Source organism: Hymenobacter coalescens (assembly GCF_054783195.1).
Genome location: NZ_BAAGRA010000003.1, coordinates 46186 through 67559 on the forward strand (window position 1 = coordinate 46186; position 21374 = coordinate 67559).

The 21374-nt window shown below is 62.3% G+C and carries 17 protein-coding genes and 1 tRNA gene; 5 read left to right on the forward strand and 13 right to left on the reverse strand.

Translation table 11 applies throughout. From position 1 onward, the window contains the following. Window positions 1–41 precede the first annotated feature (41 nt). Window positions 42–1784, forward strand: coding sequence for a M3 family oligoendopeptidase (locus ACYVKQ_RS02390; RefSeq protein ID WP_460575239.1), 1743 nt, complete (start codon window positions 42–44; stop codon window positions 1782–1784). Window positions 1785–2228: 444 nt separating this feature from the next. On the opposite strand, the gene ACYVKQ_RS02395 is transcribed toward ACYVKQ_RS02390, so the two are convergent. The 3 genes from ACYVKQ_RS02395 to ACYVKQ_RS02405 form a co-directional block, all read right to left on the reverse strand. After that, window positions 2229–2576, reverse strand: coding sequence for a hypothetical protein (locus tag ACYVKQ_RS02395; protein ID WP_460575241.1), 348 nt, complete (start codon window positions 2574–2576; stop codon window positions 2229–2231). Window positions 2577–2721: 145 nt separating this feature from the next. Next, a complete protein-coding gene (locus tag ACYVKQ_RS02400) occupies window positions 2722–3312 on the reverse strand; it encodes a LemA family protein (RefSeq protein WP_460575243.1) in 591 nt (196 codons plus the stop codon). A gap of 292 nt (window positions 3313–3604) precedes the next feature. Then, on the reverse strand, window positions 3605–4195 hold the full coding sequence (locus ACYVKQ_RS02405) for a TetR/AcrR family transcriptional regulator (RefSeq protein WP_460575245.1): 591 nt from the start codon (window positions 4193–4195) through the stop codon (window positions 3605–3607). Window positions 4196–4558: 363 nt separating this feature from the next. Between ACYVKQ_RS02405 and thiL the strand changes: the two genes are divergently transcribed. Further along, entirely contained in the window at window positions 4559–5596 is a 1038-nt protein-coding gene (gene thiL, locus ACYVKQ_RS02410; protein WP_460575247.1) for a thiamine-phosphate kinase, read from the forward strand. A 68-nt stretch (window positions 5597–5664) separates the two neighbouring features. Further along, window positions 5665–6063: a DUF6334 family protein gene (locus ACYVKQ_RS02415; RefSeq protein WP_460575248.1), complete on the forward strand. Its 399-nt coding sequence runs from the start codon at window positions 5665–5667 to the stop codon at window positions 6061–6063. On the opposite strand, the gene ACYVKQ_RS02420 is transcribed toward ACYVKQ_RS02415, so the two are convergent. The 7 genes from ACYVKQ_RS02420 to ACYVKQ_RS02450 all read right to left on the reverse strand — a co-directional run bounded on the left by ACYVKQ_RS02420 (window position 6026) and on the right by ACYVKQ_RS02450 (window position 17084). Continuing rightward, window positions 6026–6397, reverse strand: coding sequence for a hypothetical protein (locus tag ACYVKQ_RS02420; RefSeq protein ID WP_460575250.1), 372 nt, complete (start codon window positions 6395–6397; stop codon window positions 6026–6028). The two genes, ACYVKQ_RS02415 and ACYVKQ_RS02420, sit on opposite strands and share 38 nt — an antisense overlap. Window positions 6398–6409: 12 nt before the next feature. Continuing rightward, the gene (locus ACYVKQ_RS02425) at window positions 6410–6952 is read right to left on the reverse strand and encodes a hypothetical protein (protein ID WP_460575252.1); all 543 of its coding nucleotides are present in this window, start codon (window positions 6950–6952) and stop codon (window positions 6410–6412) included. Between the two features lie 223 nt (window positions 6953–7175). Next, window positions 7176–7343, reverse strand: coding sequence for a hypothetical protein (locus tag ACYVKQ_RS02430; protein WP_460575254.1), 168 nt, complete (start codon window positions 7341–7343; stop codon window positions 7176–7178). 98 nt (window positions 7344–7441) lie between these two features. Beyond that, on the reverse strand, window positions 7442–7924 hold the full coding sequence (locus ACYVKQ_RS02435) for a hypothetical protein (RefSeq protein ID WP_460575256.1): 483 nt from the start codon (window positions 7922–7924) through the stop codon (window positions 7442–7444). 41 nt (window positions 7925–7965) lie between these two features. Further along, the gene (gene rlmD / locus ACYVKQ_RS02440) at window positions 7966–9378 is read right to left on the reverse strand and encodes a class I SAM-dependent RNA methyltransferase (RefSeq protein ID WP_460575512.1); all 1413 of its coding nucleotides are present in this window, start codon (window positions 9376–9378) and stop codon (window positions 7966–7968) included. 361 nt (window positions 9379–9739) lie between these two features. Beyond that, on the reverse strand, window positions 9740–14932 hold the full coding sequence (locus ACYVKQ_RS02445; protein WP_460575258.1) for a T9SS type B sorting domain-containing protein: 5193 nt from the start codon (window positions 14930–14932) through the stop codon (window positions 9740–9742). 76 nt (window positions 14933–15008) lie between these two features. Beyond that, window positions 15009–17084, reverse strand: coding sequence for a GEVED domain-containing protein (locus ACYVKQ_RS02450; protein WP_460575260.1), 2076 nt, complete (start codon window positions 17082–17084; stop codon window positions 15009–15011). Between the two features lie 359 nt (window positions 17085–17443). Here ACYVKQ_RS02450 and ACYVKQ_RS02455 point away from each other — a divergent pair, with 359 nt between their 5' ends. Beyond that, on the forward strand, window positions 17444–18253 hold the full coding sequence (locus ACYVKQ_RS02455) for an SDR family oxidoreductase (protein ID WP_460575262.1): 810 nt from the start codon (window positions 17444–17446) through the stop codon (window positions 18251–18253). A 7-nt stretch (window positions 18254–18260) separates the two neighbouring features. Here the strand turns inward: ACYVKQ_RS02455 and ACYVKQ_RS02460 are convergent, their stop codons facing one another. Beyond that, on the reverse strand, window positions 18261–18827 hold the full coding sequence (locus ACYVKQ_RS02460; RefSeq protein WP_460575264.1) for a hypothetical protein: 567 nt from the start codon (window positions 18825–18827) through the stop codon (window positions 18261–18263). A 226-nt stretch (window positions 18828–19053) separates the two neighbouring features. Between ACYVKQ_RS02460 and ACYVKQ_RS02465 the strand changes: the two genes are divergently transcribed. After that, a tRNA-Lys gene (locus tag ACYVKQ_RS02465) sits at window positions 19054–19126 on the forward strand. 263 nt (window positions 19127–19389) lie between these two features. On the opposite strand, the gene ACYVKQ_RS02470 is transcribed toward ACYVKQ_RS02465, so the two are convergent. Next, entirely contained in the window at window positions 19390–20340 is a 951-nt protein-coding gene (locus ACYVKQ_RS02470; RefSeq protein WP_460575266.1) for an IS481 family transposase, read from the reverse strand. Window positions 20341–20397: 57 nt separating this feature from the next. Continuing rightward, complete coding sequence (locus tag ACYVKQ_RS02475; protein ID WP_460575268.1) at window positions 20398–20751, reverse strand: IS1/IS1595 family N-terminal zinc-binding domain-containing protein; 354 nt, start codon at window positions 20749–20751, stop codon at window positions 20398–20400. Window positions 20752–21374 lie beyond the last annotated feature (623 nt).

Below are 21374 nucleotides of genomic sequence, written 5' to 3' on the forward strand. Positions count from 1 at the left end.
GTTCTCAACCGCCCGCCTTTCCGCCCGCCGCAAACCAGCCCATGATTCACTCTCCTCTGGAAATTTCCGCCGACGTCACCTCTAGCACCCGGCCGCGTCGGCATTACCTGCCCGAGTCGTTTTCGGTCACCGACTGGGCTGCCATCGAGCCGTTTTTCGTTGAACTGCGCGACCGGACCATCGGCTCCGGCGCCGAGCTGGAGCAGTGGCTGCTCGACCGCTCCGAGCTGGAAGCCGTGCTCAGCGAAGACCTGGCTTGGCGCTACATCCGCATGACCTGCGACACGCAGGACCAGCCGCGGGCCGAGGCGTTTCAGTACTTCGTAAGCGAAATCGAGCCGCAGGTAGCCCCTTACGACCACGCCTTGAACGAAAAGCTGGTGACCTCGCCGTACGCCGGCGAACTGGACCCCGCGCGCTACCGCATCTTCCTGCGCTCCGTGCGCCGCGCCCTGGAAATCTACCGCGCCGAAAACATTCCGCTCAAGACGGACATCAGCACCAAGCAGCAGGAGTACGCCGCCATCGTGGGCGCCATGACGGTGTCGCTCGACGGGGAGGAAATGACCCTGCAGCGCGCCGCCGACCGCCTCAAGGACACCAACCGCGCGAAGCGGGAGCAGGCCTGGCAGGCCATTCAGGACCGCCGCGTGCAGGACGCGCAGAAGCTCGACGCGCTGTTTACCCAGCTCATCGGGCTGCGCCACCAAATGGCCCTGAACGCGGACTTCGCCAATTTCCGCGACTACATGTTTGCCGCCCTCGGCCGCTTCGACTACACGCCCGAGGACTGCTTTGCCTTCCACCGGGCCATTCGCGAGACGGTGGTACCGCTCATCGACGAACTGGACCTGGAGCGACGGCAGGACCTGGCGCTGCCCGAACTGCGCCCCTGGGACCTCGACGTGGACGCCTCCGGCAAAGCCCCGCTGCGGCCTTTCGAAACCGGGCAGGAGCTGCTGGAAAAGACCATCACCGTGTTTCAGCGCCTCGATCCGTTTCTGGGAGACTGCCTCACCACCATGCGCGAAATGAGGCACCTCGACCTCGAATCGCGCAAGGGCAAGGCCCCCGGCGGCTACAACTACCCCTTGGACGAAACCGGCGTGCCGTTCATCTTCATGAACGCCACTTCCTCCCTGCGCGACGTCATCACGATGCTCCACGAAGGCGGCCACGCCGTGCACTCCTTCCTGACGCGCCGCCTGCCCATGGGCGCCGACAAGCACCCCCCAAGCGAGGTAGCCGAGCTGGCTTCCATGTCCATGGAGCTGATTTCGATGGACCACTGGAACGTGTTCTTCAGTGACGAGGACGAGCTGCGCCGGGCCAAGAAAACCCACTTGGAATCGGTGCTTGAAACCTTCCCCTGGGTGGCCACCATCGACAAGTTTCAGCACTGGGTGTACGAGAACCCGCAGCACACGCCCGCCGAGCGGCAGCAGCGCTGGACGGCCGTGTTCGACGAATTCAATCAGCGCACTGTCAGCTGGCAGGGCCTGGAGGCCTACAAGCCCTGGCTGTGGCAGAAGCAGCTGCACCTCTACGAAGTGCCCTTCTACTACATCGAATACGCCATGGCGCAGCTCGGGGCCATTGCCGTGTGGCGCAACTTCCGCCACGACCCGCAGGCCGGGCTGGATGCCTACAAGCGCGCCCTGGCGCTGGGCTACACGGCTACCATCGGTGAGATTTACGAGGCGGCCGGCATCCGTTTCGATTTCAGCACCGACTACCTGCGCAGCCTCGCTGATTTCGTGCGCACGGAAATGGCCCAGCTCTGAGCAGCTGTACTCCTTCAAGCGCCAAGGGCCGGACTGCATGCAGTCCGGCCCTTGGCGTTCAATACCCCTGGTGAAATTATTGCGGCGCGTCGGTTACGCAGTCAATTCGGCCATCCGTCCAGGTATACGCGGCACTGGTGGGCTGCAGCTCGTAGCGGATCAGCAACTGTTGGGGCAGCCTGGCCCCGCGGAGGTTCGGTAAGCCTCCCGGGTAGCGCCAGTAGGCCGTATGCGCAGGCTGTCACCGACAACCAGCAACACGACGGGGTGCAGGGCGCAGGCAGCCATGTTGCAGTCCGGCAGCTCTACTTGGGCTTTAATCGTACAGCTCGGAGTCGGCGTTTCCATGCAGGTCATCGGCACCGTTTGGCAGCTCCAGGCTGCTGTCGCCGCGACCAGTACCAAGCAGGATTGGATGCGACGCATGGCTACCACGGGGCTTGGTTAATTTCCGGAATCGGGAGCTGGTGTACCGCAGCGGTTCAGCTGCTGAACGCACGCCAGCCTGACGCCTGCACCCACCATGCAAATGCTCGGGACGGGGTCGGCGGTGTAGCTAATGGTCACTCGTTCACCGTCGTGCTTGGCGTAGTTTTCCCAAAGGGCACCGTGCGGCTCCAGCCGCTTACCGTTGTCGAGCTCCAGCACGAAACCACAGCCGTCGAAGCCCCTCAGGTCGCGGATAGTAGCCGGGATTTGGCACTCGGGCGCAGGCGTTTCAGCGGCATTCCGGCAGCTGTACGCCAGCGCCAGCACGATAGCAGCAAACAGGAGCAGGAAGCGGCGACGCATCACGAAGGGAAGTAGAAGTAAAGGACAACCAGTAGAGTGCGGCCGGTGGCCTAAGGGTTGCACCAGTGCGCACAGCGCTGCGCCACGGCATAAAGAAGGCCCGCAGAATCCTGCGGGCCGAAGCAAATCAGGAAGCCAGAGCACACTAAGGCTTCAATTCAAACAGTGGTAAGGGCTGCAGCTGGGCATACTTACGGCCCGCCTTTTTCAGCGTCTCGCCGTGCATCTGCAGGTACTGATTGTAACTTTTAGCGGCCTGGTCGTAGCGGACGCGGTAGCCCACCACCTGGCTGTCGGCTTCTTTGATGGTTTCGGTCAGCGCCTGTACCTCTTCGCTGCGTTCCAACTGGGGCTGAACCAAATCGTACACGGCGTTGAGCACTTGGGTCTGCGCGTTGTCGTAAGCGTCGATCTTGGCCGATTCGGCCATGGTCTGTTGGTCGTAACGTAGGCCCAGCAGTTGGTCGTTGGCCTGACGTAATTGGTCGGCTTGGGCTTTGTCGGTGCCCGGCAGCTGCTTCACGGTCTGCAGCACCGCCGTCGTGGCCACCAGCTTTTGGTTGTCGCTGTCCATCATCTGTTTCCAACGGCTGTTCACCGTGTCGCGCAACACCGCCAGCTGGGCCCGAGCGGCTGCCGGCGAAGTAGGGTCGAGTGCCGGCGTGTCGGCAGTTTTGCGGCAAGAGGCCGCCGCCACCAGCATCAGCAGCGGCAAGTAGATCAGCAGTTTTCGCATAGCAGCCATGAAACGCGCCCCCAAGCCAGGATATTCCCAGGGGCGTAGAAAATTTCCGCAAATTTCGGGCCCACGCTGGCGAAGCCTGGGGTAAGGCTACTTACGTACGAAAAACCGTGAGCAGCTGAGCCGTAGCCGCAGTTCGTGCGCGGGCAGCTTGTATAAGCTACTAACGGCGCGAGGGACGTTAGCGAGAAGGAAACGAGAGCAGCAGCAGGACGCCCGGAATACGGGGAAAAGCAGGGGGGAATGCTCATCCAGGCCTCCCGCTGCGCTCAGGTTTATGGTCGGCTCAGCCGGCCGCGAGGCCGCCGAGCAGTTGGTCGGTCAGGCGCTCGGCAATCTGGTCGGGGCCCAGCTTGCCATCGGGCCGGTACCAGTTGGGCAGCCACGTCAGGCTGGCAAATAGCGTGAGGGTGGCAAAAGCCGGGTCGGGAGTACGCAGCGCGCCGTCGGCTACGCCCCGGGCAATCATGTCGCGGAAAGCCGCCTCATAATTGCGCTGCAACTGCCCGAACTCCGACAGGGCCGGCTCGCTCAGGTGGCGCCACTCGTGCAGAAAGACGGCCGAGGCATCGGTGTCGTGAATCAGCACGCGCACGTGGCTGTCAATGGCGCGGCGCAGGTGCGTAGCGGCCGGAGCGGCCTCGTCGGCGGTAGCACTGCGCAGACCGGCCATAAACTGATCCGCTACCCGGAAGCAGATGCGGTGCAGCAGCTCTTCTTTGGAGCGGATGTGCGAGTAAATGCTGCCCGCCTCGATGCCCAGCGCGGCGGCCAGTTCGCGCATGCTCGTGGCCGCGTAGCCGCGCTGCCGAAACAGGGCCGTGGCCGTTTGGTCAATCTGGGCTTTGCGGGAAAGGGTGGGGGAGGAGGTTTCCATCGGGCTAGGTGCAAGCAAATGTATGGTTCCTAACGTTCGTTAGCAAGTGCGTGTTGTGGATTTAAGCGTGTTTACGTTGACACGGCCTGGCATTGTACGACTATCTTTTTCATTTTCACCATTTTTCGCGCCGGTTGGTGTCCTGCCAGCGGATGTAGGGTTTCGCCAAAGCGGATCAGCGAAGACACCGAAGAGCTGGTAGCTTATTAATACTGGTCTATGGCTCCTGAAACGTTGGGGTAAAGGCATTGATTCGTCGACGCCTACGGCTCCTACGCCAGCCGCCGCGGCAGTTCCAGCGACTTGATAAATTCCGCCGGGCCGCGCCCTACCTTTGCGGCCTCGCACCGTAGTGCCATAGTTATGTCCGAACAAGTCACTCCCCTCAATCAAGTCGGCGAAATCGGCCTGATTCGCCTCATTCAAGACACCATTACCCTGCGCCAACCCAGCACCGTGCTCGGCATCGGCGACGACGCGGCCATCCTGGCTCCGCCCGCCGAGCACGAAGTCGTGGTCAGCACCGACCTGCTAGTCGAAGGCGTGCATTTCGACCTCGCGTTCTGCCCCTTGCGGCACCTGGGCTATAAGGCCGTGGCCGTCAACGTGTCAGATATTGCCGCCATGAACGCGCTGCCCACGCAGATTACGGTGAGCCTGGCCCTGCCCAGCCGCTTTTCGGTGGAAGCCGTGCAGGAGTTTTACGACGGCGTGCGTCTGGCCTCGGACGCCTACCGCGTCGACGTGGTGGGCGGCGACACCACCGCCTCGCGCGGTGGGCTGGTGGTATCCGTGACGGCGCTGGGCACGGTGGCCCGCGGGCAGGCGGCCCGGCGTTCCGGCGCGCAGGTCAACGACCTGATCTGCGTCACCGGTGACCTAGGCGCCGCGTACCTGGGCCTGCAGATTCTGGAGCGCGAAAAGCAGGCTTACCTGGCCGACCCCGAAACGCAGCCGAACCTGGAAACCTACGACTACGTGGTGCAGCGGCAGCTGCGCCCCGAAGCTCGCATGGACGTGGTGCACATGCTCCGCGACCTGGACATCAAACCCACCAGCATGATCGACGTGTCGGACGGGCTGGCCTCGGAAATCATGCACCTGTGCGCCGCTTCGGGCGTAGGCGCCACCATCTTCTCCGACCGGCTGCCCGCCGACCAGCAGGTGTACGACGTGGCCGACGAGTTCCGCCTCGACCCGGTGATGTGCATCCTCAACGGTGGCGAAGACTACGAGCTGCTCTTCACCGTGCCGCTGTCGGACTTCGACAAGCTCAAAAACCACCCCGACGTCACCATCATCGGCAAAATCACCGAGGCCTCGGACGGCGCTATCCTAGCCACTAAAGGCGGCAACGCCGTGCCGCTGCGGGCGCAGGGCTGGTCACACTTCGGGCGGTAGTAGAAATGCAATGGTGCCACGGCTTTAAGCCGTGGCACCACTTTGTTTAATCCTTAGATAATACTATTATGATCAACCCATTCGATCCAGCTGCTGGACAATCCATCCGCGGCGTTTTTGCGAAGGTTGCAAGCGAAGGCTCAGCTTTGAGTATAGAAGCACTGGAGTTACAGCTTGAGACACATAGTATTCGGCTGAATATTGATTTTGACACCGACGAAATAATATCCGAGTTATTGGCAACGGGTGTAAGCACTTTGGCCGATCATCCATTGCTTCATTTACAATGGATCATCGGCCAACAGCTAATCGGGATATGGACTGGGGAGAATAACCGCGGGTACTCCGACTTTATGGCGTTTGGAATTGGTGAATTTGTGCCGACCGTAGTCGTATGTGCCATTGCCTCGGAACTCGATATTCGCGTTTTTAATCCTCCGGGTAGGGCACGAAGACGAACTTCGTGAACTCGCCATCCACCACGAACAGGCAGCAGAACTCGTCGGGGTCTTTGTAGGCGCGCTGGAAGTCTTCGATGTGCTCTGCGGCCACCAGGCCCTGCTGCACGAACACGTCGAGGTAGGAGGCCAGCACGTACCACTCGGTGGCTACTTCCTCGGGGGAGAGGAGCAGGGAGCCGAAGGGCACGGGCACGCGCGAGAAGATGAAAATGGGGTATTTGATGTCGTTGCGACGAATCTGGTAGGAGGCTTCCTTCAGCGTATCGGCCACAATGGCGAAGTCCTTGGTGATGGTGCCGAGGTACTTGCCGCTCAGCTCGGGGTCGTTGGCGTAGTCCATGTGGGGGTAAAATTAGGCTGCGGCCAGGTGCTGGTGGATACGGGAAATGAGCCTTTGCAGCATTTTTTTGTTCTGGCCGAACGAGAAAGGAAGCCTCCCTCGGCGGTGACCAATATGTAAAACGTTCAGCAAAACCCTGTTTGGCTGAATTAAGGCAATGCCGACTTGGCTGATGTAGCCGTCGGTAAAAGCCCGTACTACCTGCGGGGTGTTTTGCTGAATATTCCAGTTTAACTCTTCAAAAACCGTTACCATCAGCTGCCAATTGTCCGCAGCGCTCAGTCCGGTTTCCAGGATTGTCAACCGGTTTTCCTGCCACTGGCAGTACACGGCGTAGAAAAACAGCCAGCCCAGAAAGGGGAACAGCAAGAGGGCAATTGTACGGTAAAGGGCGGTGGTGCCGTTCACTGCAAAATACCCGCAGAAGCCCCAATACACCAAGAAAAGCAACGCGGCAAATACCTTGCTGGACCAATTGGGCGGAATGGCCAGCCGGTTGTCGCGAATGGATTCAGCGACCTGCTCGTTGCTTAGGTTGGGGTACTGGAAGCTCATATCTGCCAGAAGCCAGGGCGGGTTGTAAGCTTTAGGACCGGGGTTGCTTCGGCAGCACCCCTCTTAATGAGCTAGAAGAAGTATCCGCCGTTGAGTTTAGGGCCGTTGAAGCGGTCCATCGGGATTAGTTAACAGCCAACTCAATATTCTACTTCAATTTTCTTTAGGCAGCATTGAATGGCAGTTATCAGATGAATCCATTCAGAAAATTCATCGGATGCTTTTACTGACTGTCTTCGTTATCGTTGGCCAAGTCTACATGAAAGTTGGTGTTGCAGCTTAAGTCATATGCAAACCAAACATCAGCTTCTTTATCTGTACCACGCAAGCCTTCTTGGACAATGGCTTCAGCGTCGCGGGTGCATCCGTAGCCGCTGAGCAAGGAAAGCATCGTGAGGACGCCGTCAGTATGGGCTGCCAGCACCAGAAAGCATACGTCATTTCACTTGGGAGGACGTTGGTGTAAGCTACAAATAGCAATTGGCGTTATCAGTACGACAGGGCTTGCATAGACGCGACCAAGCGCTTCAATTTTCGCTGATTAGAGCCAAAATAGAAAGGCAGCCGGCCCTTTATGGTGGCACCGTGCACCACGTTGGCGTACATCCTATCGTCGGCCACCAAGACGGTAGCCGTTTGGCCGGCACCCCACCACGGATTGTTGCTGGCTCCTGCTACAATGGTGTACGGCGAGTGGGAGAAAATCTCCCAGCCAAGCTTCTGCATGACGGACTCGGCTATTTCTCGGTTTTCAGCAGCCGCAAGACCTGTTTGGAGAACCGTCAAGTCGTTTTCGTGCCGCAAGCAATACCCCGCGTAAAGCGGAACACTGAGGGCGACCAGCACCCACAGTATTCCTTTATTGGTTAGGCTGGTTGGCTGAAATAGCAAAAACGTCCAGGTAGCCCAGCCGGCTGATACCATCACGAGCCCGCTGATGTCGGCCACCCAGTCACGTTTGCGCACCAGCACGCCTGTCCGGATAGACGTTGCCCAATCCCGCCGGGTCATGCCTACTTCAGCTCCAGCAGCACCACGTTTTCCACGTGGTGGGTGTGCGGGAACATGTCCACCGGCTGCACGCGGGTGACGCGGTAGGTGTCGGCGAGCAGCTCCAGGTCGCGGGCCTGGGTGGCGGGGTTGCAGCTCACGTACACCACGCGCGGGGCGCGCAGCTCGATGAGGCGGTTGACCACATCGACGTGCATGCCGGCGCGGGGCGGGTCGGTGATGATGACGTCGGGGCGGCCGTGCTGGTCGGTGAAGTCCTTGGTGAGCACGTCCTTCATGTCGCCGGCGTAGAAGCGGGTGTTCTGCACCCCGTTCAGCTCCGAGTTCAGCTTGGCATCTTCGATGGCCTGCTCCACGTACTCCACGCCGATAACCTCGCGGGCCTGCCGGGCCACGAAGTTGGCAATGGTGCCGGCGCCGGTGTAGAGGTCGTACACCAGCTCCTGGCCGGTGAGGCCGGCGAATTCGCGGGCCACTTTGTACAGCTCGTAGGCCTGCTCGGAGTTGGTCTGGTAGAAGGATTTCGGCCCCACGCGGAAGCGCAGGCCTTCCATCTCCTCGTGGATGTAGGGCGTGCCCTTGTAGCACACCACCTCCAGACCATCGAGCGAGTCGTTGCCCTTGTCGTTGAGCACGTAGTTCATCGACGTGACCTGGGGGAACTGCTCCAGCAGGTAGTCCAGAATGGTCGGAATCAGCTGGTGCTGGCGGTAGAACTGGGCCACTACCATCACCTCGCCGGTGCTTTTGGCCGTGCGAATGGTGAGCGTGCGCAGCAGGCCGGTGTGCTTGAAGAGGTTGCCGAAGCGCAGGTTGTTTTCGCGGGCGTAGTCGCGGAAAGCCAGGCGGATCTGGTTCGAGGGGTCGGGCTGCAGCCAGCAGTGCTCGATGTCGATGATTTTGTCGAAGCGGCCGGGCAGGTGGTAGCCGAGCACGCGCCGGTCGTACTGCTTGGTCTCGTCCTTGATCTGCTCCGAGGTCAGCCAGCCTTGGTAGCTGAAGGTGTACTCCAGCTTGTTGCGGTAATAGGTGGTTTCTTTCGAGCCCATGATGGGCTGGATGGGGGGCAGTTCCACCTTGCCGATGCGCTGCAGCGTGTCTTCCACCTGCTGCTGCTTGTACATGAGCTGCGTCTCGTAGCCCAGGTGCTGCCACTTGCACCCCCCGCACACGCCGAAGTGCTGGCAGAAGGGCTGCACGCGCAGCTCGCTGTACTTGTGGAAGAAAACGGGCTCGGCTTCGAGGTAGCTCTTCTTGGAGCGGGTCACGCGCAGGTCCACCACGTCGCCAGGCGCCACGCCCGCTACGAAAATGACCAGGTTGTTGTGGCGCACCAGGCACTTGCCCTCGGCTACCATGTCTTGTATCTCCACGTTGCGGAGGTCTTCCGCCGGGATTTTCTTCGGATTCGGCATTACTGGATTCACGGGTGCAAAGATAGGCCGTGAAGGCGCTATGATGCTGACCGAATCGTCGCGCCGAGGGCAGGCCCGACGTGGCGGCGCGCTCAGCGCCACGACCTATCCTTAGCCCACCAAAATACCCGGAAGGCTAAAGGCCATTAACCTTCGGCTCGTCATGGTTTACAAGCTGACAGTCAGGCAAAGGATAATTAAGCCTGTTGAGAGCCAAAAGAACTTGTTACAGAGGGAGGCCGCAAGGTGGGTGGGCATGTCCGGTTTGCAGTCCGAACGGCGCTGCCAGCCGCGGTACACAAAAAAAGCCGCCCGGCGAAACCGGGCGGCTTTTTAGGAAAATCAGCAACGTGAGGATCTTTTACCGCACGATTTCAAACCACCCCTTGGTCACCTTGCCCGAGGCCTCGGTGAACATGAAGTAGTAGTTGCCGCTGGGCTGGGTTTCCCCGTTCCACGTGTTGCGGTAGTTGCGCGTCTGGTACACCTGCTTGCCCCAGCGGTTGTAGATGGCCATGGTGTTGCCGGGGTAGAGCTCCACGTTCTTGATGGTGAGCGTTTCGTTCAGGCCGTCGCCGTTCGGGGTGAACACGTTGAAGAATTCCAGCGCGTTTTCGAAGGCCCGGCCCGCCTCGTTGGAGTACGAAACCTGGGTGGCACCCACCGCCTTGATGCGGTACTTCTGGTCGAAGCCGGCGGCACTGGTCGCGAAGCTGACGGTGTAATCAGCGGCGGCGGTGGCCGGTACGGTTTGCACCAGCTCCTCCGCGCCGCCATCGGCCTTGCGGTAAACCTCGTAGCGCTGCACCGCGAAGCCCTGGTAGGCATTCCAACGGAGCGAAACTTGGTCCTGGGCCCGGCCCGTGCCGGGCTGCACGCCCGTCACTTCCAGGCGCACCGTGGTGTGGTTGGTGCTGCTGAGGACCGCGCCGCAGCTGTTGAGCAGCTCCAGGCGGTATTCGTAAGCCGTAGCGTCGGCATCCACGGTGGCGTCGTCGTAGGTGGCGGCGGAGTTGGCCACCGTGCCCACCTGCGTGAAGGCGGCCGTGCTGCCGGCGTTGCGCCGCAGAATGCGCACTTGGTTGGCGTTGTTGGCGCGGTCCGCTACGTTCAGGGCCACCGTGATTTTGCGGTCATCCGTGAGGTTGACCGAGGCCGTGTTCAGCGCCACCGTGGCGTTGTCGAGCGGCAGGGTAACGGTGGTAGCCGGGCCGGCGCAGCCAAACTGCGACGTTTCGGTAACGACCACGCTGCGGGCCGCAGAGCCAGCCGCAAAGTTCACCGTGATGCTCCCCGTGTTCTGGCCGCTGGCAATGGTGCCGCCCGTAACCGTCCACTGGTAGGTGCTGGTGCTGGTGGCATTGCTGATGGAGTAAGCCACACCGTTCAGGCCCTCAGGACACACGGTGCGCGGACCGGCGACGGCGGGCGCCACCGGCAGCGGATCAACGGTGAAGGTGCGCGTGGCTACGGGGCTGGTGCAGCCGCCGCTGCTGGTCGCCACCGCCGACAGCGTGTACTGGCCGGGCGCCAGTACCGGCAGCGTGACAGCGCTGGTGGTGACACCGGGCAGCACGTTCGTATTCAGCGTCCACTGGTACGTCGGGTTGATCAAGGACGGTACCGAGAAGGTGGGCGCGGTGCCGGCGCAGAGACGGGCCGGGCCGTTGATGGTCAGGGCGGCCGGCGAAGGCAGCACCGTCACATAGAGCGTATCGGAGGTACCCAGGCAGCGGCCACCGGCCGGGTTGCTGGATTCCGTCACCACAATCTTGCCGATGCCCGGACGCGTCCAGTTCACCACCACCGCCGACTGGTTGGTGCTCACCTGCGTGCCGCCGATGATCTGCCAGCCGTAGGTCGAGCCGGCCGTCAGCTGGGTCTGGTACGTGTACGGACCGTCGGCTTGGCAGACGCGCAGCGGGCCGCTGGGCTTCTGCGTCAGCAGCACCTGGTTGATGCGTACCGGGAAGGTAACCGTGTCGGATGAGCAGCCCGTGGCGGGGTCAAGGCGGAAAGCTTGCACGTACGCCGCAGCGCTGGCCGCGCCCCAGTTAACGGTGATGGAGGCCGTGCCCTGGCCACTGGCCACGGTGCCCCCGTTGACAAGCCACTGGTAAGCGGCCCCGCGCGGGTTGCGAACGGAGTAGGCCACGCCCTGCACCGTGGGGCAGACCGAGGCGGTGCCCTGAATGCTGTCGGTTGCGGGGCGCGGATTCACCCGCACCACCACCGTATCGTTGAGCGAACAGCCTTGGCTGGTGCGCGCCGTCAGCACGTAGGTGAAGGTTTGCGGGGCCGTGGTACTGGAGTTCGTCAGCGTGACGGTGGGCTGGGCGGCGGTGGCGCTGCTCAGGCCCGTGGCCGGGCTCCACTGGTAGGTGTAGCCCGTCAGTGACGCTGCGCCTAGGCGCGTGGATTTACCCGAGCAGATAGCGGCGTCGGTGCCGGCGTTGGCCTGGGCGGCAGGGTTCAGGGTAATGACAACCTGGCTGGTAGCTGAGCACCCTTCCCGCGTGATGGCGGTGAGCGTGTAAGTGAGCGTCTGCGAGGCCGAGCCGGGAGCCAGCGTCTGGTTGAACACCGGTTGAGCGGCCGTAGCGCTGCTCAGGCCCGTGGCCGGGCTCCACTGGTAGGTGTAGCCCGCCAGTGCCGCCGCGCCCAGGGTGGTAGCCTCGCCGGAGCACACGGTGCGGTTGGTGCCGGCCGTGGCCACTACGGCCGGGTTGATGGTCACCACTACCGTGTCGCGGTCCTGGCAGCCGAAGCTGTTGAGCACCGTCACGATGTACTGTTGGGTTAGCGGGGCCGTGGTACTGGAGTTCGTCAGCGTGACGGTGGGCTGGGCGGCGGTGGCGCTGCTCAGGCCCGTGGCCGGGCTCCACTGGTAGGTGTAGCCCGTCAGTGCCGCCGCGCCAATCTGCGTAGCCGTGCCCGAGCAAGCCGTCTGATCAGCGCCGGCGCGGGCATCAGCGGCCGGGTTGACGGTGACGCGCACCGAGTCCCGGTCCGGGCAGCCCTGGGCGTTGCGAACCGTCAGCACGTAGGTGAAGGTTTGCGGGGCAGCGGTGTTGTTGGTCAACGTGACGGTGGGCTGGGCGGCGGTGGCGCTGCTCAGGCCCGTGGCCGGGCTCCACTGGTAGGTGTAGCCCGCCAGCGCTGCCGCGCCAATCTGCGTCGACTGGCCGGAGCATACCGTTTGAGTTGTACCCACCAGGGCATTCGCGGCCGGGTTGACGGTGACGCGCACGGTATCCGCTTTGCTGCAGCCCTGGTCGGTGGTGACGGTCAGGATGTAGTCGATGTTGATCGGGGCGTTACCGTTGTTGGTCACGCTCACGGTAGGCGTCAGGGCGGTGGCGCTGCTCAGGCCCGTGGCCGGGCTCCACTGGTAGGAGCTGCCAGCCACTGCCGAAGTCGCGTCGCCGATCTGGGTGGTTTCACCCGAGCAGATGGCGCGGTCGGTGCCGGCGCGGGCCGTGGCGGCCGGGTTCACCCGCACCCGCACGGTGTCGCGGGCTACGCAGCCGCTGGCTGTGGTGGCCGTCACGATGTACTGCTGTACCAGGGCGGTGCTGCCCGTCGTGAGCGAGACGGTGGGTTGGGCGGCGGTGGCACTGCTCAGGCCCGTGGCCGGGCTCCACTGGTACGTGTAGCCTGCGGCAGCTGCTGCGCCGATGGTGGTGGTGGCACCGGAGCAAATAGTCTGATCGGCGCCGGCACTGGCTTGTGCTACCGGATTGACGGTCACCGTAATCTGCCGGGTCGCGTTGCACACCCCGTCGCCCGACGTAACCGAATAGGTAGTGGTTTGCGTGGGCGTGACGGTGATGCTTGAACCGATAACGGGGGCGCCGCCCCCGCCCGTCCAGGTGTAGGTGGTGCCCCCCGTAGCTGTGAGCGTGGTGGATTGGCCCGCACAAATGGCAGGCGACGACGCCGAAACGGCCAGCGTGCTGGTCGGACGCAGGTTCACGGCGCGGCTCACCGAGTCGCTCTGGCACCCGAAAGGAGACACATTGCGCACCGTGACGCGACCTTGCCCGGTGGTGCTCCACTGCACCTGGATGGAAGCCCCATTGGTGGCGCCTTGGATGCTGCCGCCGCGTACGCTCCAGCTGTAGCCGCCGGCCGGGGCTGGGCCCGCCGCCGTGTAGGTGCGCAGCTGGGCCGCGTCGCAGATGACGCTGTCGCCGGCCAACGACGTGGGAGCCGGCGTCCGCACCACGAAGATCTGGAATACCTCGGCCACCGTTTTGGCGCCGCAGGCTACGTCGGTGGCTGTTACGGCTACGTCGTAGGGGGTGGGGCGCGCATCGCCGCAGCGCGGAGTAAAGACAAACTGCCCGCTGGCGCTGCCGCCGGCGCCCGTCACCGTGACGGTGCCGGTGCCCTGTCCGGGTAACACCGTGCCGGCCTGGCCGGCGAAAGTGGCGTTGAAGTTACCCGGGCCGTCGAGCAAGCCGCTGTTGGCGCGCAGGTTAATGGAGTTGCCGTCCGCATCCGTGGCCGCAATCCCGAAGCTCAGGGTCTGGCCTTCTTCCACCGTAAAGGTGCGTTGCGCGCGCGTGGCGGCCGTAAACTGCGGGCTGATGTTGGGCGTACAGGGACGGGCCACCAACTGAATATCGCGGCGGGTAGTGCCCACCAGTACCTCCACATTGTTGATGCGCCGGTACTCTTTCACGTCCACGGCCACTACATACTTGCCGTTGGCGGTAGCCGGGGCCGCGTAGCGCGCAATGCCGGTGCTGGCGTTGAGGCTCGCAAAGCCGCCGGGCCCAAATGGCTGGGCGAGGCTGTGCACCACCGGGCTGGTCGCGTACGTGACCGGCGCCGGGGGCGGCGTAAAGCTCAGCGTGCTGGGCACGCCCTGATAAGGTGCTCCGAAGGTGTAAATCAACCGGTCACCGTTAGCGTCGAAAGCGTTGTTGATGACCACGCTCGTATCGCCCTGGCAAATCACGACCACGGCCGTATCCGAGAAAGTCGGCGAGGCGTTCGGAATCAGCGGAGGCGCCATTTCCGTGTACAGCGTCATGTTGGTGCCGCCCGGGTTCAGGATGTTGGTAATGTCGACGTTGCGCGCCCCTTCGGTGTACGTGGCATAGTAGCCGTCGAAGGACACGGGCAGGTTTACCGTGAGAATGTACTTGGCCAGCGTGACGGGCACGTTGCCGCCCGGAATGGAGCAGCCGCCGGGCGTGGGCGGGGTGATGAGGGCGGTGCTGGTGCGCAAAATGTTCAGCGCACCGCCCTGCGCCCGCGGGCTGTTGACGCTCGTCAGGTTGATGCGCGCGCCGGCCTGCGACTTGTTGTAGAAGTTGACGTTGATGGACGTCGGGCCTTGGCCGTTGGGCGTGACGGGGCTGTCCTTGTTGATATACAGAATGACCGTAACCTCGTACGTAAACGGCGCCGCCGACGGGCCGTTCACCCCAATGTACCGGTAGTTCATCTCGCCGCCCAGCAAGTGCGTAGCCTGGGCGGTTTGCGGCCCAAACAGCACTAGTAAAGCTAGCAATGCCCCCAGACGGGATAAAAGTTTTAACATAAAAAAGGATGAAAGGAGAAGGGCAAAAGAAGCGCAGCCCCGGCGCGCAACGCGCCGGGGCTGATCAGCGGTGGAATTATTGACGCACGATGCGACGGGTGGCTTGCGCGCCGTTCGGACCCGTGAGGCGCAACACGTACACGCCCTGGGGCAGCGCGCCCAGGTCCAGCGTGGCCGGGGCTGCGGCTGCCAGGCGTAGGGGCTGGCGCCGCAACACCGCGCCGAGCAGGTTTTCCACGGTCACCTCGTAGCTGCCGGCAACGGGTAGCTGCAGCTGCAACCGGCCATCGGGCGTGGGGTTGGGGAAAACCTCGAGGCCTGGTAGGTCCCGCGTACCCGCCGTTGCGTTCGGGTTGACGATGTTCACGGAGTAATCCTCGGTTTCGGCGTTCAGTTGGTTTTGCACGCAGGGGGAGGGCGTATTGGAGCTCAGACGCGCCATCACGCGCATGCGCGTAAAGCCCACCGCGCTGGGTGTATTGGGAACCGTGAACGAGCTGGACCACGTGGACGCCGAAGTGCCCGCCACCACCAGTTCCGACGTTTCAAACGCGCCGTTGCGGTTGTAGTCAATCCAGGCGTTGGTCGAGCGGGTGAAGTTGTTGCCGGTGGCCACGCTCAGGGTGTAAGCCACGCCCATGCGCAGGTCCACGGTGCGGCGGGTGTAGTTGCCGTAGCCATTCGGATCGGCCACGGAATTGTTGACGAAGGGCGTGGCCAGCGAGCCGCCGCTCACCTGCACCGACGTAATCCAGGAGTTCTGGGTAGTGCCCGTGGAAGCGCAGTAGGACACGCACGGCACCGTCAAGGCGATGTACGAGCGTTTGGTGCCCGACTGGTTGCCGAAGTTATTGGTTACAGTTAACGTCACGTCGTACACGCCGGAGCGGGTGTAGGTGTGCGTGGGGTTTTGTTGGGTAGAGGTAGTGCCGTCGCCGAAGTTCCACAGCCAGCTCGTCGGGGCGTTCTGGCTCAGGTCCGTAAACTGCACCGGGTTGGTGCAAGTGGTGGCGTAGTTGGAGGTAAAGTCGGGCGTGGGCGGCAGGGTGTTGGGCAGTACCGTTACGGTGTAGTCTTCGGCCTGCCCGAACTGAATGCCGCCGCAGGCCGTGAACGTGGAGCCGACAAAATCCGACACCACGCGCAGGCGCAGCGGCGTATTCTTGACGACCGTCGCCGGGAGCTGAAACGAGCCCGTGGCCGGGGAAGCATGGTTAAGCACCTGCAACAGCAGCTCACTGGCCGCAAATTGCCCGTCGTTGTTGGCGTCCAGCCAGATGCGCGTGTCCTGGTTGTTAACACCGGTTTGCACCGATACCGAGTACCGGTTGCCTTCTATCAACGACACCCGCCCGCTGCAAGTGAAGTCCTGGTAGCCCCCAATGCCGTCCGTGGAGGCATTGGTTAGCGGCCCCAATTGCACCTGCGTAATGCCGTAGCCGCAGCAGTAGGCAGTAGTGGCGGGCGTACAGCTAGCGGCCACCGGTACCTGGTTGTTGTAGGTAACGTAGTTGGTGCGGGTGCTGCTGTTCGAGCCGGCCGTGTTCGTGGCCGTCAGCGCCACGGTGAAGGTTCCAGCGGTGGTGTAGCACTTGCGCGGGTTCTGCTGGGTGGAGGTGGTGCCGTCGCCAAAGTCCCACAACCAGCTGGTCGGGCCGTTCTGGCTCTGGTCGGTGAACTGCACGCAGCCCGAGCAGGTGGTCGTTTGGTCGGCCACAAACCCCACTACCGGGGCGGTGGTGGATGCCGAAAGGGTCACGCGGTAGTCTTCCGTCTGCGAGTATTGCGGCGTCGAGCACGGCGTGGGCACCGGCACGTTGACGTAGTCGGCTGCCACCCGCAGGCGCAGCGGGACGCCCGTCACCGCCCCCGCATTGATGCGGACGGTACCTGTCTGGATACCACGCCCGGATGAGCTGAAGATCAACTCGCCTCCGCTGCCCTGCGCCGCGGGGTTGAACTGCCCGTCGTTGTTTAAGTCCAGCCACACGCGCACGGCCTCATCAGCGCCGGCGCCGGTTTGCACCTGCAGAGTATAACTCTGCCCGATGGTTAGGGCCGTGCCCACCGTACAGGAATAGTCGCGGTAGCCGTCGGCTACCCCCGCGGAGGTGTTGTTGAGGCTGCCCAAAGTCACATTCAGAATGCCCATGGCAAACGGGAAGGACGAGGCTGGGGCGGAGCCAGGGGTGCAATTGCTGGTGGCGGCCGGGCATTGGGCAGCGGCGATTTGCGCTGAAAACCAGCAGGCTATTCCCAGAAATATTGACGCAAAGCGCCCTAAACGTAAAGGCTTCCTCATAAAATAGTCGAAGAGGGTGGGGATTTCACCGCCTTAAATGTAGCGACTAAATCCAAAGCTGCACAGTGACAATCCAACTTTTCTGGCGCCCGTTAGTTGCCCGGCCAGCCGCACAGCCCGGGACGAAGCGTGGTAAAAGCAGTGCTCGAAAAGCCCGTAGCTTTGCGTCGACCCCGCGGCGGTGGCCGCGGTATTTTCGCGTTCGTATCATGCAGAACAAAGTGGTTCTAATCACCGGCGGCACCTCAGGCATCGGGCAGGCGTGCGCCTTGGTTTTTGGCCAGGCCGGCGCCCGCGTCGCCTTTACCGGCCGCGACACCGCCCGCTTGCAGCAGACACAGGCCCAACTGGAAGCACAAGGAATTCAGGCCCTGGCCATCCGAGCAGATGTAGGGGAGGAGGCGGATTGCCGCCGCGCCGTGGAAGAAACGGTGCAGGCCTTCGGGCGCCTCGACGTGCTGATCAACAACGCGGGTATCTCCATGCGGGCCCTGTTTGCCGAGGCCTCCTTGGATGTCATCCGTCAGTTGATGCAAACCAACTTTTTCGGTACGGTGTACACCACCAAATTTGCGCTGCCGCACCTGCTGAGCTGTCGCGGCAGCGTCGTCGGTATTTCCAGCATTGCCGGCTACCGTGGCCTACCCGGGCGCACGGGTTACTCCGCGTCTAAGTTTGCCATGAACGGTTTTCTGGAGACGCTGCGCACCGAGCTGCAACCCCAAGGCGTACACGTACTGACTGCCTGCCCCGGCTTCACGGCTTCCAACATCCGCAATACGGCGCTGGCCGCCGACGGCTCTGCTCAAGGGGAATCGCCCCGCGACGAAAGCGCCATGATGTCGAGCGAGGAAGTGGCCCGTCACATTCTGCGAGCCGTGCAGCAGCGGCGTCCCACCCTGGTGCTGACGGGTAAGGGCAAGCTCACGGTTTTCCTGAATAAGTGGTTGCCGGCGAGCATCATGGATCGGCTGGTGCTAAACGAATTTCGTAAGGAAAAGGACTCGCCTGTGCGGTAGGCGCATCCTACTCAACGACCAGCAGGTCGCGTTGGCGGATGTAAGCCGTGCGTCCGCGCCAAAGTACTTGGTACCAGATGTCCTGACGTCCCTGTACCAGCAATCGGTCGCCGGCTGCAGCCGTTGTCAACCAGTTGGCCGCCGCGCTGGGGGCGGTCATCAGTACGGCGCGGGGACGGCATACCAAACCCACCGGCGAAGGAGCCAGCACGTTCAGAAACGCCCCGACAACCAGCAGGTAAATACCATACGCCAGCCACCAACCCCGCGCCGCGCCGCGCCGGCGCGCCAGCAGCAGCGTGCCGGCGGCCACGGCTATGGCCAGCAGCGCCTGCAACACGGGAGGGTAATACCGGCGCAGCGTCAGGGCCAGCTGCTGACGCCACGTATCCGGGTATCCGGTTAGCCGGTGTGAAGCCGCTAATTCCGTCATCTTGCGCCAAACCGCCGGGCTGGGGTAATACTGCTGGTACAGATTCAGGTAGTACAGCGCAGCCGGATACTGGTCGCGGCTTTCCTGCAACGCCGCCATGCGCAACAGCGCTTGTCGGCTCACGAGCCGGTGGCGCAGCATCTCCTGGTAATGGTGGTAGGCCTGCTCTGGCCGGCCGGCAGCAAACAGGGAGTCGGCTTTAGCTACGGCTGTTGAAGGAGTTTGAGCCAGAACAACTTGACCGATAATCCCCGTAAACAGCCAGAAAAGCGCAATTTTTTTTGCCGTAATGTTTGGCATTAAATATTCGTCCTACTACTTTTGTGCCACAATCGCCCACAGTGGGTGGTCGAAATACAAAGGAAAGGATTCTGTAGCTCAGCTGGTAGAGCAATACACTTTTAATGTATGGGTCCTGGGTTCGAATCCCAGCGGAATCACAAAACCCTCTTGGTATCGCGCTGAGAGGGTTTTTTATTTTCTGCCAACGGTTGCATTTGGCTATGCGTGCCTGAGGTGCTTGCTGCATATTTAAGCTAAGCGGCGGCTACGGGTTGGGGAGGAGTCAGGAGAAGAGCTAATCATAGAATGAGTTAGTCAGCCTAGCTATACCAACTGGTAGGATGCTTCGCCTTGTTCAGTCCGGCAAAACATGCCCCGCCGTGCAGGTACTAGAACTGGCTAGGCTACCTATGTTTGTTGACTAGGTGTATAGTCCCAGGGTGAGCTGGGTCGGGTCACGGCTGAAGATAGCCGAGTTTTTCTGGTGATGAGCGCAGATGAACTCGTGCGGGGTGAGGCCTCGTAAGGTCTTGAGGCGCTTGGCGTGGTTGTGGGCCAGCAGAAAGGCCTGCAGGTGCTCGTTGAGCTGCTCGGTCGTCTCGTAGTGGTAGCGTAGCACCGTGGCTTCTTTTAGGGTGCGGTTCATGCATTCGACCTGGCCGTTGGTCCACGGGTGAGCCGGCTTGGTGAGGCGGTGCTCCACGCCGAATTCCTCGCAAATGCGGTCAAAGCTGTGCCCGCCGGGAAACCACTGATGGGCTTGCAGGGTGAATTGCACACCGTTGTCGGTGAGCACCGTGTGGGCTTTGTAAGGCAAGACCTGCAGCACGCGGCGCAGGAACGCGGCGGCCAGCGCCCGCGTGGCGCGCGGATGCAACTCGGCAAAGGCCACCTTGCTGGTGCGGTCGATGGCCACGAACAAGTAGACACGTCCCTGCTCGGTGTGCACCTCGGCAAAGTCCACGTGCAGGTAGCCGATAGGGTAGTGCTTGAACTTCTTTTTGGCCGGGCTCTTGCCGTCTACGCTCGGCGGCAAGCGGCTGATGCCGTGGCGTTGGAACAAGCGGTGCAGGGCTGAACGGGTCAGCCGCGGAATGCCGGCTTGCAGCGCGTAGAGGCCGTCGTCCAACGGCAATTGCGTGTGCTGTCGAAACGCCACGGCGGCCGCTTCCTCTTCGGGGCTGAGCACCGTCGAAGCGGGCTTAGGGCCCATCGGCGCGTCCTGCGTGCTGGTGCGTTTGCGCCACTTGGCCACCGTCTTGGGGGCGATGCCATGGCGCTGCGCTAGGCTTTGTAAGCTTTCCTGACTACGCTGGATAGCGCGCCGTACTGCCTGCGTTGTGCGGGCGCTGCCGTGGAGTACTTGTGCCATAGGGCCGTGCGGTAAGTAGCATCAAAAGGTACACCACCACACTTTGGGACTATACAGCTAGCTAGACCCAGCAGGCGTTTTTTTCTGCCCCATGTAGCTGTGCAATTCGCCCACTTCGGCGATGCGCACGGCCTGGGCGGGGGCCTCGGCCGCCTGCTGCTGGGCGCGCTGCCCGTAGGCGCGCATCCAGCGCAACACCGTCACGTTGGACACGTCCCGCACCCACCCGATGGCCCGCAAGCCCATGCCCTCCAAGTACAGCTTGAGCGCCAGCTGCCGTTTCTCGTCCGCATGGGCCACGCCCGTCCCACCCGTATAGTTGTAGCCGCAGGCCACGCACCGATACCGCTGCTTGCCCCGCATCAGCCCGTTTTTGCAGCTCGGCTCGCTGCCGCACCGTGTACATTGCATGCCCCCGAGCTACTGTAATCTACGCACCGTAGCAATGCCGATACCTCCGATACGCTGACTGCTACGCACCAAAGCATGCAGCACGTGGAACACGGCAGGGCCGTACTTTGGCCGGAGCAGAGAGGTACTGGAACACCACATGCTGGTGCACGGCTACCTCAAGCGCCAGCAGAAAAAGCAGCAGCGGAATGCCCTCAACGCCCCACTAGAGGAGCGGCACTCAACCTGGATGCAGCTGTTGGCTAAGTGCATGATGTCGCCTTGCCAAAGCGTCTTGCGGGGGGCTAGCTGATGCCATGCCATACCAGAGCGCCTGCGACGTATGCATTGAGCCGGTGAGCAGTGGTCATGCTGTTAGCTATTATTGATATAAGTCATGAAATAGCGTGGCGTTGCTCATGGCTTTTGCGACCTGGCGGGTGCTTCTTGGCCCCGGTGGATCAAACCCGGCAACCCCATGAATTATGCACGCCCCCCTCGTAACAGCGCGCTTGCACCAAGTGACTAGGCCGAGTTGGCTCCGCTCGTTTGCTTTCCACCTGCCCGAGTAGCCTCCGTGCGCTGGTACTGGCCACCCGGCAAGGTGCGCCGGACTAGCGGCCCAGCTAGGTTTTGCTGGGGTT

Coding starts and splice junctions, on each gene's coding strand:
- ACYVKQ_RS02460 (WP_460575264.1), bottom strand. CDS start 18,827: ATGCTGCGCCACCGGCTCGTGAGCCGACAAGCGCTGTTGCGCATGGCG.
- ACYVKQ_RS02425 (WP_460575252.1), bottom strand. CDS start 6,952: ATGAGCTTCCAGTACCCCAACCTAAGCAACGAGCAGGTCGCTGAATCC.
- ACYVKQ_RS02445 (WP_460575258.1), bottom strand. CDS start 14,932: ATGTTAAAACTTTTATCCCGTCTGGGGGCATTGCTAGCTTTACTAGTG.
- ACYVKQ_RS02455 (WP_460575262.1), top strand. CDS start 17,444: ATGCAGAACAAAGTGGTTCTAATCACCGGCGGCACCTCAGGCATCGGG.
- ACYVKQ_RS02405 (WP_460575245.1), bottom strand. CDS start 4,195: ATGGAAACCTCCTCCCCCACCCTTTCCCGCAAAGCCCAGATTGACCAA.
- ACYVKQ_RS02415 (WP_460575248.1), top strand. CDS start 5,665: ATGATCAACCCATTCGATCCAGCTGCTGGACAATCCATCCGCGGCGTT.
- ACYVKQ_RS02430 (WP_460575254.1), bottom strand. CDS start 7,343: ATGCTTTCCTTGCTCAGCGGCTACGGATGCACCCGCGACGCTGAAGCC.
- ACYVKQ_RS02395 (WP_460575241.1), bottom strand. CDS start 2,576: ATGCGTCGCCGCTTCCTGCTCCTGTTTGCTGCTATCGTGCTGGCGCTG.
- ACYVKQ_RS02400 (WP_460575243.1), bottom strand. CDS start 3,312: ATGCGAAAACTGCTGATCTACTTGCCGCTGCTGATGCTGGTGGCGGCG.
- ACYVKQ_RS02450 (WP_460575260.1), bottom strand. CDS start 17,084: ATGGGCATTCTGAATGTGACTTTGGGCAGCCTCAACAACACCTCCGCG.
- ACYVKQ_RS02475 (WP_460575268.1), bottom strand. CDS start 20,751: ATGCAATGTACACGGTGCGGCAGCGAGCCGAGCTGCAAAAACGGGCTG.
- rlmD (WP_460575512.1), bottom strand. CDS start 9,378: ATGCCGAATCCGAAGAAAATCCCGGCGGAAGACCTCCGCAACGTGGAG.
- thiL (WP_460575247.1), top strand. CDS start 4,559: ATGTCCGAACAAGTCACTCCCCTCAATCAAGTCGGCGAAATCGGCCTG.
- ACYVKQ_RS02420 (WP_460575250.1), bottom strand. CDS start 6,397: ATGGACTACGCCAACGACCCCGAGCTGAGCGGCAAGTACCTCGGCACC.
- ACYVKQ_RS02470 (WP_460575266.1), bottom strand. CDS start 20,340: ATGGCACAAGTACTCCACGGCAGCGCCCGCACAACGCAGGCAGTACGG.
- ACYVKQ_RS02390 (WP_460575239.1), top strand. CDS start 42: ATGATTCACTCTCCTCTGGAAATTTCCGCCGACGTCACCTCTAGCACC.